We start from the raw sequence: 12,839 nt of genomic DNA on the forward strand, positions 1-12,839 counted from the left end.
GCCGTCACCCCGCCGTCACGGCCGCGACGCGCGGGTCGAGCAACCCGTGCACGGCGTCGGTGAGCAGGTTGACCAGGACCACGAAGACCGCGAGGACGAACGCCACCGCCTGCACCACCGGGTAGTCGCGGTTGTCGACCGACCCGACGAGCAGGCTGCCGAGGCCGGGGATGGAGAAGACGTTCTCGATGACCACCGTGCCTCCGACGAGGAAGGCCAGGTTGATGCCGAAGACCACGACGACCGAGCTCAACGCGCTGCGCAACACGTGACGGCGGATCACGGCGGCCGGCGAGATGCCCTTGAGCCGCGCCGTCGTGACGAAGTCCGACTGCAGGACGTCGACGGCGCTGGCCCGCAGGCTGCGCACCAGGACGGTGGAGAACGGGATCGCGAGCGTCACCGCCGGCATGATCAGGTGGTAGAGGTGACTGAGGAAGCCGCTGCCGTACCCGCCGATGGGGAACCAGTCGAGCTTGAGGCCGAAGACGTAGATGACGAACACGCCGAGCGCGAACGAGGGCAGGGCGTACCCGAGCGTGAAGAACATGCGGGTGCCCTGGTCGAGCGGACCCCCGCGACGGACGGCGGCGGCGATGCCGAGCGGCAGGCTGATCAGCACGCACAGGATGCCCGTCATGAGCACCAGCAGCAGGCTCGGTACCAGGCGTTCACCGATGAGCGCACCGACGTCGCGCTTGTACTGGTACGACGTGCCGAACTTGCCCTGGAACACCGAGGCCATGAAGTGTCCGTACTGCCCGAGCAGCGACTGGTCCAGGCCGAGCGACTGACGCAACTGGGCGCCGGAGGCGTCGGTGTAACGGTTGCCGAGGATCTGCTGGACGGGGTCGCCCGGGACGATCCGGATGAGCAGGAAGCTCACCACACTGATGCCGAACAGGACCGGGATGACGTTGCCGATGCGGCTCCAGGTGATGCCGGTGCGGTTCACGCGGTCCTCCTCTCTCCGATCACGGGCGGGGTCGTTCGGGTGCCGGGCGACTCGCCCGGGCGGGACACGCGGCGGGGGTCCGCGTGTCCCACCCGGTTGGTGCGGGACGTCAGTGCTGGTCGACGGTGAGGGTCAGCAGCGCGTCGAGGTAGGAACCCAACGGCGAGACCGAGAAACCCTTGACCCAGGCGCCGGTGGCGTAGCGGAACGGTGCGTAGGCGAGCGGGATGTAGGGCGCCTGCTCCGAGATGTTCTGCTGGACCGTCTTGTAGGCCGCGGCGCGGGCGGTGGCGTCGGTCTCCGAACGCGCCTGCTCGACGAGGGCGTTGGTGGCCGGGTCGCTCCAGTACGAGCTGAACACGTTGGCGCCACCGGTCGAGTCGGCACCGAAGGTGGCGACCTCGTCGGGGTCGATGATGTCGTTGGTCCAGTACCGCATGCCCATGCCGTTGGTGCCGGTGCGTTCCTTGGCGTACGCCGTCGACTGGTCCGAGGAGTCGATGTTGACGGTGATGCCGATCTTGGCCAGCTGGCTCTTCACGACGACGGCCTGGGCCTGGCCCGCGGCGTCACCGCTGACGGCGATGAGCGGGATCGTGAAACCGCTGGGGTATCCCGCCTCGCTGAGCAGCTGCTTGGCGCCGTCCACGTCGGTCTTGGTCGTGGTGGCGGCGCTGTCCCAGTAGAGCGACTTGTACGGGAAGAACGTCGTGGCCGGCACCGCGTTGCCCTGGTAGGCGAGCTTGTTCATCTCGTCGAGGTCGAGCGCCATCTTGATGGCCTGGCGCACCTTCGGGTTGTCCAGCGGCTTGGTCTTGACCGGCAGGATCATGAAGTCGACCCGGGTGGAGGGGAACAACCCGACCCGCAGGTCCTTGTTCGCGGTGATCTGCTTGAGCACGTTGCCCGGCGGGTTCTCGATGACGTCGACCTGCTTGGACTGCAGCTGCAGCACGCGCGTGTTGTCGTTGGTGACGACGCTGATCTCGACCTTGTCGATCTTGGGCTTGGTACCGAAGTAGTTCGGGTTCGCCTTCAGCGTCACCAGGCTGTTGGGGTCGTAGCTCGACACGGTGAAGGCACCGCTGGTCACCGGGTGCTCGAAGAACTTGCTGTCGCTCTCGACCTTCGCCTTCGGCAGCACGGAGAACGCGTACATCGCGAGATCCGCGAGCAGCGGGGCGTGCTGCTGCTTGAGCTTGATCACGACCGTCTTGTCGTCGGGCGCGGTGACCGACGTGACCGGGGTGATGAGGAATCCCCAGCCGTCCTCGACGTTGCGCGCCCGGTCGATCGACCACACGACGTCGGCCCCGGTGATCGGGCTGCCGTCGGAGAACTTCGCGTCGCGCAGGTGGAACGTGTAGGTGAGGCCGTCGGAGCTCGTGTCCCAGCTGCTCGCGAGGTCCGGGATGATCTCGGTGCCCGCGGAGTCGGTGCGGACCAACCGGCCGTAGAGGTTCTGGTCGATCCAGATCGTCTCGTTGGCCGAGTTCTCGGCGGGGTCGAGCGTGTCGATGGCGACGCCGTTCGCGATCTTCAGGGTGTCGACGGCGCTGGTGGCGTCGGGCTTCCCGACGTCGTTCGACGACGACGCACTGCTGCTGCCGCCCCCGGAGCCGCCGCACGCGGACAGGGTCAACGCGGCGACCGTGGCGGCGACGACGAGGCCACGGGTACGGCGGGATCGAGCGGTGAGAGGCACGGCTTCTCCTGGGTTTTCGGGTGGGGGAGCGTGTTCTGGTGGAGGGGCTCGTTCGGGTGGAGCGCGGCTACGTCGCCGGGACGGGCACGGGGTCGAGCAGGTGGCACGCCGCGACGTGGCCGGGCGAGCTCTCGATCGCGGGGGGCTTCTCGGTGCGGCACACGTCCATGACGAACGGGCACCGCGTGTGGAACGCACACCCGGCGGGCGGGTGCACCGGGTCGGGCAGTTCGCCCTGTGCCGCAGGCGTCGTGGAACGCCGCTTGCCGAGCGTCGGCGCGGCCACGAGCAGGGACTGCGTGTAGGGGTGCGCGGGCTCGGCGAGCACCCGCTCGGCCGGTCCCTGCTCCACGACGCGGCCGAGGTACATGACGGCGACGTCGTCGGCGAGGTGCGCGAGGACCGCGAGGTCGTGCGTGATGAACAGGTAGGCGAGACCGAGGTTCTCCTGCAGGTCGACGAACAGGTTCAGGACCTGGGCCTGCACGCTGACGTCGAGGGCCGACACCGGCTCGTCCGCGACGATCAGCTGGGGCTCGACCGCGAGAGCGCGGGCGATGCTCACGCGCTGGCGACCGCCGCCGGAGAGCTGGCCCGGTCGACGGTCACGCCACGACACCGGCAGGCCGACCCGGGTCATGAGCTCGTCGATGCGGGCGTCACGTTCGGACCGGGCCGCCATGCCGTGGACCCGCAACACCTCGCCGAGGGTCTGCTCGACCGTGCGGTACGGGTTGATGGAGCTGTAGGGGTCCTGCAGCACCACCTGCACGTCACTGCGGAACGCCCGCTCCTGACGGCCCCGCATGGCGGCGAGGTCGCGGCCACGGTAGGTCACCCGCCCGCTCGTCGGGCGTTCGAGCCCGAGAGCCAGCCGGCCGAGCGTGCTCTTGCCGGAGCCGGTCTCGCCGACCACGCCGAGGGTGCGGCCGCGCCGCACGGCGACGTCGACCCCGGTCACCGCGTGGAGGCGGTCACGACCGCGGCCGAACACACCGCCGCCGCGGACGGGGTACGTGCGGCCGACGTCGTGCGTCTGCAGGAGCACGTCGTCGCTGTCCTGCGGGGCGGTCTGCGGTGCGGACACGGTGACTCCTTCCACGGCGCTCGATGGCCGACTGTCGACAATCGCCACTCTGGGCCCACGTCGGAACCGGTGTCAAGACCCCGCGTGTTCCGAAGTCGTGTCGCGATGTTTCGCCGACGTTTCCCCCGTCGTCACCGACTGATCCCCGCCTGATCAGGCTCGCCACACCGTGGACAAGGCGATCGGCCGGGTCTACGGTTTGTCGACAATCGACCGCCGGGAGGCCCGAACCGTGACACCCGTCGACGTGGTGGTCACGTCGTACCTCGAACCCGAACTCGTCACGGCCATCGCCGCCGTCGACGAGTCCCTCCGCGTCCTCTACGACCCGGCGCTCGTGCCGGCGCCGCGGTACGCGTCCGACCACGGCGGCACCCGACCCGAACTCGACGACGCGGCGCAGCGCACGTGGGAGGAGTGGCTCGGCCGGGCGCGCATCGCCTTCGACTTCGACTGGCAGGACCCGGCGGGTCTCCCCCGACGCGCGCCGCACCTGGAGTGGGTGCAGGCGACCAGTGCCGGGATCGGCTCGTTCGTCACCCGCACAGGGCTCGACCGCACCGACCTCGTGCTCACCACCGCGGCCGGTGTGCACGGCCGTCCCCTCGCCGAGTTCGCCCTGACCGGTGTGCTGCACTTCGTCAAGGGCGTGCCGTACCTGCGGGCGCAGCAACGCGAGCACCGGTGGGAGCGGTACACGACCCGCTCGGCCGCCGGTCTGCACGCGGTCGTCATCGGTCTCGGCTCGCTCGGCCGGTCGACGTGCGACCTGCTCGGCGCCGTCGGCCTGCGGGTGACGGGGGTCGGTCGACCGGGCCGGACCTACAACGTGCCGTCCGCTGCCGCCGTCGTGTCCACCGACGACCTCGACGACGTCGTGACCGGTGCCGACGTCGTCGTGCTCGCCTGTCCACTGACCCCCGAGACCGAAGGCATCTTGTCGCGGGCACGTCTCGAGCGCCTCGCACCCGGCGCGGTCGTGGTCAACATCGCCCGGGGCCAGTGCCTCGACGAAGCGGCGTTGCTCGAGGGTCTCGCCACCGGCCGGCTCGGTGGCGCCGCCCTCGACGTGTTCGGCGTCGAGCCGCTGCCGGCGGACTCCCCGTTCTGGGACCGTGACGACGTGGTCGTCTCGCCGCACTCGGCCTCGACGCTGGCCAGCGAGAACGCCTCGATCGTGGACCTGTTCTGCCGCAACCTGCGGGCGTGGCTCGACGGCCGACCGCTCACCAACGTGTACCGCCGAGACCTCGGCTACTGACGAATCCCCGACAGGAGAACCCCGTGACGTCCCTGTTCCACCTCGCCGTTCCGGTCCACGAACTGCCGGCCGCCGAGCACTTCTACGGCGAGGTGCTCGGTCTCGAGCGCGGCCGGGAGAGCGACCACTGGATCGACTGGGACCTCGGCGGCCACCAGATCGTGACGCACGTCGTCGGCGAACGGTCGACACCCGCGGGGTACAGCATGGTCGGCGACCACGAGGTCCCCGTGCCGCACTTCGGGTTGGTGCTGGACCTCGAGTCCTTCCACGCCCTCGCCGGCCGTCTGCGCGACGCCGGCCACGAGTTCGTCATCGAACCCACCCTGCGGTTCGAGGGCGAGCCCGGCGAGCAGTGGACGATGTTCTTCCTCGACGAGTCGGGCAACGCCATGGAGTTCAAGGCGTTCGCCGACGTGTCCCAGCTGTTCGCGGTCTGAGCGCCGTGGACGTCACCTTCGACTACACCGGCCGGGTCGTCGTCGTCACCGGCGCCGCCCGCGGCGTGGGGCGCGCGCTGGTCACCGCGTTCGTCGAGTCCGGCGCGTCGGTGTTCGCGACCGACCGCGACGCCGACGGCCTCGCCGAGACCTGCGCTCCGCACGGCGACCGCGTGGCGTCACTGGTCGCCGACGTCAGCACCGAGGACGGCGCCGACGCGATCGTCGCCGGCGCGGTCGCGGCGTTCGGCGGGCTGGACTTCTGCGTGAACAACGCCGCTGTCGCCCCGCACGCCGCCCTGCTCGAGGAGCGGGTCGAGGTGTGGGACACCGTCTTCGCGGTGAACACCCGCGGCACGTTCCTCATGACGAAGGCCGCGGCGAAGGTCCTCATCGACCAAGGCCGGGGCGGCCGCATCGTGAACTTCTCCTCGGGGGTGAGCAGCCGCGGCTCGGCGGGCGCCGCCGCCTACGCGAGCAGCCGGGCGGCCACCGAGGCGTTCTCCCGTGTCGCGGCCATCGAACTCGCGCCGTACGGGATCCTGCTCAACTGCGTGAGCCCCGGGCTGATCGACACCCAGCCGAAGCCGCTGCCGCCGGGCATGGCCGCCGCCCTGTCCCAGCGCATCCCCGCCCTCCCCCTGGCCCGGCCGGGCGAACCCGAGGAGGTCGCCCAGCAGGTGTTGTGGCTGTGCAGTTCGGGCGCGTCCTACGTGCTCGGCTCGGTCCACCACGTCGACGGCGGTGCCCAGGTCGGATCGCGCGCCGGCCACGCCATCGTCGACGAGGACGTGCGGTACGACTGGGTGACCGGTCGCGCACGCTGACACCACGTGGGCGCATCGCGTCAGTCCGCACTTCGGGTGGCGGCGCGGGCGTACAGCCGCGCCCGGCGCCAGCCCCGCAGCGAGCTCACCACCGCCAGCTCACTGGCCGTGGTCAACTCCTCGGAGCGGATGTCTCGCTCGACCAGCACCCCCGCATCGAGCAGCCGCTGACGCTCCACCCCGGGGAGGCAACCACGGGTCAGCGGCGGTGTGCACCACTGATCTCCGGACCTCACCACGAGATTCGCCCGCGTCGTCTCCATGACGAAACCGTCGGCGTCGACCAGGACCACGTCGTCGGAGTCGGGGTGACGCGCGGTGGCGGCCTCGTAGTGGGCGCGCCGTGTGGTCTTGTGCCGCGTCCACTCACCCGCCGCGGTGACGGCCGTGTCGAGCGTCAACCCGACGACGGCGTCGGGGTCGTCCGCGGTGAACGGCGCGTCCTCGATCCGTGCGGCGCCGTCCGCGCCGACCAGCAGCCGCACGCGACGTGGCTGGTCCACGAACCCTTCGACGGCGGAGTCGATCACGCCCCGGACCACCCGCAGGTCGACCGGGACGCCGAAGTGGACACCGGACGCGTGCACCCTCGCGAGGTGGCGGTCCAGGTTGCGGAGCCCGGTCCCCGGGTCGAACCTCATCGTCTCCAGCAGCTCCGCGCCGCCGAGAGGGCGCCGGTCGAGAACCCCGGCTTTCGCGAGGAGTTCGTCCCACTCCTGGGCCGCCTCCGAGCTCCACGTGATGCCACCGCCCGTGCCGTACACCGCGTGCCGGGTCTCCGCGTCGAGAACCACCGTGCGGATGGGAACCGAGAAGCGAGCTCGGAACTCCGATCCCGGGGGCGCGACCATCCCGACGGCTCCGCAGTAGACGCCGCGCGGCGCGTCCTCCTCCTCGGCGATCAACCGCATCGCGGCGACCTTCGGTGCGCCGGTCACCGACCCGCACGGGAACAGGGCTGTGAACACGTCGAGCAGATCGGTGCCGGAGCGGGGTTGCGCGCTGACGGTCGACGTCAGCTGCCACACCGTCGGGTACCGCTCGGCCGTCAGCAGCGAGTCGACCCGCACCGTCCCGGGCCGGGCGATGCGTGACAGGTCGTTGCGCAGCAGGTCGACGATCATCACGTTCTCCGCGCGGTCCTTCTCGCTGGCCAGGAGCGCCGCACGGACCTGCTCGTCCTGCGGCGCGGTCGCCCCGCGGCGCGCGGTGCCCTTCATGGGTCGCGTCGTGATCCCGGAGTCGTCCCACGAGAAGAACAACTCGGGACTCGCGCTGACGACGACCGGCCCGCGCCCACGGAACGGCCGCTCGTCGACGAAGGCGTTGAACGCACCGCCCTGCGCGTGGACCAGTTCCGCGTACAGGTCCAGGGGATCCTCCTGCGGCGTCGCGCGCACGCGGGTCGTGAGGTTGACCTGGTAGGCGTCACCTCGGGCGATGGCAGCGCGGATCCGCTCGACCCGGGCCGCGTGGTCCGCCGCCGTCCAGTCGGGTCGCCAGTCCGGGCGGTCGGGAGTGCCGTCGACGACACGCCGCGCGAACCCGATGGCCCGCTCCCGGCTGGGCGGGCCGCCGAGGCCGAACCAGACCAGCGGCGTGGACCCCGACTCGACCGGACGCACGCGCATCGCCGGGTCCAGCGCGGGCGCAGCTTCGTAGGCGACGTGACCCCACGCCCACGCGCCGGCACGCGTCTCCGCGTCGACCACGGCCAGCACGTCGCGGACCTCGTCGAGTCGGCGGGCGGCCACCACGCGGTGCGGCGGCGCGAAGACCCAGGCGGTGTCCGCCCGCAGGTCGTCGAACCGGGCGGCGGTCGTCTCCACGCCCGCATGGTCGCAGCAACGCCCGTGCCTGCGGCGGAGCCCCTTGCGCGCAGTCATCGAAAGCGGGCGGGGTACCAACACCACTCACCCGGGCTTGTCCGTCGCTTCCCTGCCGAGCCGCGCAGAACGAGCCTTACGCGCGCACTGCCAGCGAACGGTCGCGCCGCGCAGAACGACGCCTCTTTGTGTCAAGTGCCCGGCGGTGGGTCGTGGTTCTAGGCTGGTGACGGGCCCGGGAGTGACCTGTCCGAAGAGCCGGTGTCGGGGTGTGAGCCGGTCGCGCTGGAGTCAGAGTCGTGCCCCGGTTGTCCTCCCGGGCTCCCTTCTCGTCGTGGTCGGCGGGTGTCGTTGACCATCGCTCGATAGAGGGCGGTGGTGATCTGCCGCTTGAGCGATCGCAGGGCCATCTTGGGGCTTTGACCCTGGGCGATCTTGCGGTCGTAGTAGGTGCGGCCGATGCTTTCGCGGTGCGCGATCTGCGTGACCGCGACCAGCTGAACCGCGTAGTTCAGTTGCCGGTTTCCCCTGCGTGACAGACGAAAGACCTGGTGCGGACCCGACGACACCTCGATCGGGGCGGTGTCGGCGTAGGCGGCGAACCGGTCCGCTGATGGGAACCGGCGCACGTCCCCGGTCATCGCCAGCACCATCGCAGCGACCACCGGCCCGACACCGTAGATGTCGGTCAGGCTCGTGCCGGTCATACCGATCTCGGCCCGCAGCCGCTTGTCGATCTCACGCAGCTGCTCGTCGAGGCGGCGCACGTCGGCGACGAGATCGCGGGCGACCTCGAGCCGGGCCGCGGCGACCGGGCCGACCGGGGTGAAACCGTCGAGCAAGGCGGCGGCCTGGCGGGCCGACAGCCTGCGGTCGAACCCGCCGGCGATGAGCTCGCCGAGCACCGTGTGCAGCTGGTTGACCACCCGGGTGCGGTGGTTGCCGAGTTCACGGCGGCGGCGGACCCAGATCCGGATGACCTCGACGTGGTCGGTGCTGCTCAGCGCGGTGAGGCCGGGGTTGCGCAGTGCGACGACGGCATTCGATCGGGCGTCGTTCGGGTCGTTCTTGTTCACGGCTGTCGTGCCGAGCAGCCGGACTCGCGCGGCCAGCTTGGGTTGGACGTCGACGACTCGTTCGCCGGCGCCGATGAGCTGCTGCGCGAGCAGATAGCCGAGCCCGGACGCGTTCTCGACCGCCCAGGTGCGTTGCGGCCACGGTGCCGCCCACTCCAGCAGCCGTTCGAGCTGCACCGCCGAGGACCGCACGCGCAGGTTGCCCAGCGGCAGCTCCTGCTCGTCGACTGCGACCGCGGTGTGTGACGCCTTGTGCGGGTCGACCCCGATCACCACTGCCATTTGCTTGTCCTTCCGTCGCTCCGGTGGGACCGTCGCGGCGGGCAACTCTGATTTCAGAACATGCGCGTTCGCGCCTCTTTTGAACCACGCAGCGACGAGACCCGGCAGGCCAGCACGTCGTTATCAAGCCAGACCACGACGGCCGGCAGAGGCTTAGCGAGCCGACCCACCGGATCCCCGGACGCTACGACCAAACGGCCGCCTGCGCCCAGACCCAGTCTCAATCAGAGGCGTACGGGCGCGTTCCGGTGAACGCGGTCCGCCCCCAGAACGAGGCCCTCGGCGCGCGTCGACCTGAAGGTGGCGGCCCTCGGAATGACGTGTAGGCGTGGGCGCAGCGGAGCGCCACGGCGGCGTGGTCGGTCTTCGTCTTCGCCGGTGGTGCTACGTGTGTCGAGCCTCGCGGCAGTTCCGAGACAGGTCAGCGTGCGTGCACCAGCCCATGCACGATGCTGGTCAGACAGGCCGTGAACGTGACATCCGGGTCATCGTGCTCGAGCGCGGTGAAGGCAGCTGCGATCAACGGGAAGGCATCGGCGGCGGGTGGAGCGCTGCCGCCAGTGTGGTCGGCTTGCTCCTCGAGTGCCCACCCGACCACGAAGCGTGAGATCGCCACGGTCACTCGGGCGGCGCTGGCGGCGCTGAACCCGAGCCGTCTGAGCACGTCGAGTTGGGCCTCGATGCCGGGGTACTGAGCGGCTGGCGGTGTGGAGCCTGCGTGGATACGCGCGCCGTCGCGACGCGACAGCAGGACGCGACGGAACTGCTCGCCCCGCGCCACCAGCCACCGCTCGACAGCCTTCACGCTCGGCCGGGGTCCAAGGGTCTCGAGGGAGGTGCCGGCGTCGGGTAGCTGGCGCATCATTGCCTCGGCCATCGCGGTGACCACGTCGTTCTTGGCTCGGAAGTGCCAGTACAGCGCCGGCGACTGCACTCCGAGGCGCTCGGCGAGCAGTCGTGTCGACAACCGGTCGAGGCCGACGTCGTCGACCAGGTCGAGCGCGGTCGCGACGATCACGTCTTGGTCGAGTCCGGCCCGCGGCATGACAACAGACCTTATCAGCGCTAAGGTTGCTTGATGCTTATCAGCGATAAGGACGCGGTCGACGTCGTGGTCGTCGGGGCGGGGCCCGTCGGGCTGCTGCTCGGCGCGGAACTCGCCCTCGGCGGAGCCCGGGTCGCCGTGCTGGACCGGCTGACCGAGCCGGTCGCGACCATCAGGGCCGGCTCGATCAACGTGGCGAGCGCCGAACTGCTCGGTCGGCGCGGGTTGCTCGACCAGCTACGAGCGGCTCAGGCGCACACGGTGGAAGCCATGGCCGCCGGGGTCGGCGGTGTCGGCGCGGAGAGGCTGGCCGCGATGGCCCGTCGTGGCGTCCGCGCGGCGCACTTCGCGGCGATCCCGCTCGACGCCACCCTCGCCAACGACGACGACCGACGCCTCGCGGGCCACCTCGAGGCCGTCGACGCCACGTTCGTGCCGCAGCAGGCACTGGAGACGGTGCTCGCCGCGCACGCCGCCCGCTCGGGCGTGCAGGTCCACCGTGGTGTGGTCTTCGCGGGATGTGTCGAGGACGGGACCGGGATCACCGTCGAGACCGACCACGGTTCCATCCGCGCGTCGTGGTTGGTGGGGTGCGACGGCGGCCGCAGCGCGGTACGGCACGCAGCCGGCTTCGAGTTCCCCGGCACCGATCCGGAGATCACCGGCCGGCAAGCCGTGGTCGAGCTCGCCGACGACTCTGGTCTGAACCGGGGATGGAACTGGAGCACGCGCGGGGTCTACTGCTACGGACCCACACCGGGTCGGGTCCTGACGGTGGAGTTCGGCGGAGCGCCGACCGAGCGCGACGCGCCCGTCACCGCCGACGAGGTGCAACGGTCGTTGCGCCGGGTCACCGGCCTCGACGTCGAGGTCACCGGCCTGCGCGGCGCGGCGACCCGGTGGACTGACAACGCCCGCCAGGCCACCACGTACCGCCTCGGGCGGGTGCTGCTCGCCGGCGACGCCGCGCACGTCCACTCCCCGTTCAGCGGTCAGGGACTGAACCTGGGTCTCGGCGACGCGATGAACCTCGGCTGGAAGCTCGCCGCCGTTGTCACGGGAAGGTCACCCGCCTCGCTGCTCGACACCTACAGCGCCGAGCGGCACCCGGTGGGTGCCTGGGTGCTCGACTGGACCCGGGCCCAGATCGCGTTGATGCGTCCTGACGACAAGGTCGGCCCACTGCGTGCGGTTGTCGGCGACCTCGTCGGGACCCGCGACGGGATGACGCACATGGTCGCCGAGATCTCCGGCGTCGCCCGCCGCGTCCTCCACGACGAGGACGACCCGGCGGTGGGTCGCACCGTCCCGGACCTCACCCTCGACGACGGTGCGTCACTGCGTGACGCCTTCACGGCGGGCTTGTTCGTCCTCGCCGGACCCGACGTGGCGACCGATCTGGTCCGGCCGTGGGCGGGCCGCGTCCGCACGGTGGCACTGCAGGGCCGCCGCGCCTTGCTGGCTCGACCCGATGGCGTCATCGCCTGGACCGGCGACGTCGCACGTGACCCGGCTGGCCTGCAGTGCGCTCTTCGACGCTGGATCGGTGGCGAACGACCCACATCTGTCCCCACGTGATCCGGAGGCGTTCGACCGGGTGTCACAGCCGAGTTGGAGGCGCAACCAATCGAGGGGATCACGCAGTCATCTGTCTCGGCGACACGTACCGACGCAACGCGCAGATCGACTGATCTGGCGGTCGGGCAGCAGGAGCTTGCGTCTGCACCTATCGAGGCGTCGGTGCGCGCCACGGAGACAACAGCGACGAGCGGGGTTCCGGCACTCGGCGGAGAGCCGTGGCGCGACAACGCGGGACGCGTCCGCTCGATGTGATCTCGGAGCGCGTCGCGCGTACTGCAGGACGAAGCGAGGAGCGGCCGGGAGCTCAGAACCCGTCGTCGACCTCGAACTGGACGCTCTGCATCGAAGCGACATGCTCGCGCGGTACTGCGACGTGCGCAGGGTGGACGAGGTACGCGCTGAAGTCCTCCGTGCGCTCGAACTCCGTGACGACCGCGTAGTCCGCGTTGGTCGGGCGCACACCGAGGTCAGGTCCCTGCCGGATCCGGATGCGGAACGGCACCTGATCCGGGAGAGCGGCGAGCGCGGAGCGGAACGCCTCGATGTCGACGCCCGAAGCCGAGTCCTTGAACACCAGCGTCAGGCAGTGGATGAGCATGTCGACCTCCTCGGGGCATCGAGGTTCCCTCGTGAGGCAACACCATGTCAACCCCTAGCAGTTAGCGATCACTGACAGATCCGCTGGACACCGGTTGCCTGAGACATGCCGGGGCCAGACAACGCGTTGCAACAGCTCGGAACACCGATTGCCTTG

Annotated in this window: 11 protein-coding genes; 4 read left to right on the forward strand and 7 right to left on the reverse strand. The window is 70.5% G+C overall.

All coding sequences use genetic code 11. From position 1 onward, the window contains the following. Window positions 1–4: 4 nt before the first annotated feature. The 3 genes from ACXR2U_RS03005 to ACXR2U_RS03015 all read right to left on the reverse strand — a co-directional run bounded on the left by ACXR2U_RS03005 (window position 5) and on the right by ACXR2U_RS03015 (window position 3,747). Entirely contained in the window at window positions 5–955 is a 951-nt protein-coding gene (locus ACXR2U_RS03005) for an ABC transporter permease (RefSeq protein WP_458823440.1), read from the reverse strand. Window positions 956–1,064: 109 nt separating this feature from the next. Further along, window positions 1,065–2,660 (reverse strand): ABC transporter substrate-binding protein, encoded by a 1,596-nt coding sequence (locus ACXR2U_RS03010; RefSeq protein ID WP_458823441.1) that lies wholly within the window; start codon window positions 2,658–2,660, stop codon window positions 1,065–1,067. 67 nt (window positions 2,661–2,727) lie between these two features. Beyond that, a complete protein-coding gene (locus tag ACXR2U_RS03015; RefSeq protein ID WP_458823442.1) occupies window positions 2,728–3,747 on the reverse strand; it encodes an ABC transporter ATP-binding protein in 1,020 nt (339 codons plus the stop codon). 232 nt (window positions 3,748–3,979) lie between these two features. On the opposite strand from ACXR2U_RS03015, the gene ACXR2U_RS03020 reads away from it, so the two are divergent. Genes ACXR2U_RS03020 through ACXR2U_RS03030 form a run of 3 tightly spaced genes read left to right on the forward strand, consistent with a single transcriptional unit; the run spans window position 3,980 to window position 6,275 of the window. Next, window positions 3,980–5,008, forward strand: a complete 1,029-nt coding sequence (locus ACXR2U_RS03020; protein WP_458823443.1) for a D-2-hydroxyacid dehydrogenase — start codon at window positions 3,980–3,982, stop codon at window positions 5,006–5,008. A 23-nt stretch (window positions 5,009–5,031) separates the two neighbouring features. Continuing rightward, window positions 5,032–5,448, forward strand: a complete 417-nt coding sequence (locus tag ACXR2U_RS03025) for a VOC family protein (RefSeq protein ID WP_458823444.1) — start codon at window positions 5,032–5,034, stop codon at window positions 5,446–5,448. A gap of 5 nt (window positions 5,449–5,453) precedes the next feature. Beyond that, window positions 5,454–6,275: an SDR family NAD(P)-dependent oxidoreductase gene (locus ACXR2U_RS03030; protein WP_458823445.1), complete on the forward strand. Its 822-nt coding sequence runs from the start codon at window positions 5,454–5,456 to the stop codon at window positions 6,273–6,275. A 20-nt stretch (window positions 6,276–6,295) separates the two neighbouring features. Here the strand turns inward: ACXR2U_RS03030 and pabB are convergent, their stop codons facing one another. The 3 genes from pabB to ACXR2U_RS03045 form a co-directional block, all read right to left on the reverse strand. After that, window positions 6,296–8,104, reverse strand: a complete 1,809-nt coding sequence (pabB, locus tag ACXR2U_RS03035; protein WP_458823446.1) for an aminodeoxychorismate synthase component I — start codon at window positions 8,102–8,104, stop codon at window positions 6,296–6,298. Window positions 8,105–8,319: 215 nt separating this feature from the next. Then, on the reverse strand, window positions 8,320–9,459 hold the full coding sequence (locus ACXR2U_RS03040; protein ID WP_458823447.1) for an IS110 family RNA-guided transposase: 1,140 nt from the start codon (window positions 9,457–9,459) through the stop codon (window positions 8,320–8,322). A gap of 421 nt (window positions 9,460–9,880) precedes the next feature. Beyond that, window positions 9,881–10,504 carry a TetR/AcrR family transcriptional regulator C-terminal domain-containing protein gene (locus tag ACXR2U_RS03045; RefSeq protein ID WP_458823448.1) on the reverse strand — a complete coding sequence of 208 codons (624 nt, stop codon included), beginning with the start codon at window positions 10,502–10,504 and terminating at the stop codon, window positions 9,881–9,883. Window positions 10,505–10,537: 33 nt separating this feature from the next. Here ACXR2U_RS03045 and ACXR2U_RS03050 point away from each other — a divergent pair, with 33 nt between their 5' ends. Beyond that, entirely contained in the window at window positions 10,538–12,082 is a 1,545-nt protein-coding gene (locus ACXR2U_RS03050; protein WP_458823449.1) for an FAD-dependent monooxygenase, read from the forward strand. 307 nt (window positions 12,083–12,389) lie between these two features. Here ACXR2U_RS03050 and ACXR2U_RS03055 read toward each other — a convergent pair whose 3' ends face one another. Continuing rightward, a complete protein-coding gene (locus ACXR2U_RS03055; RefSeq protein WP_458823450.1) occupies window positions 12,390–12,683 on the reverse strand; it encodes a Dabb family protein in 294 nt (97 codons plus the stop codon). Between the last annotated feature and the right edge of the window lie 156 nt (window positions 12,684–12,839).

This window comes from Jatrophihabitans sp. YIM 134969, from assembly GCF_054456675.1.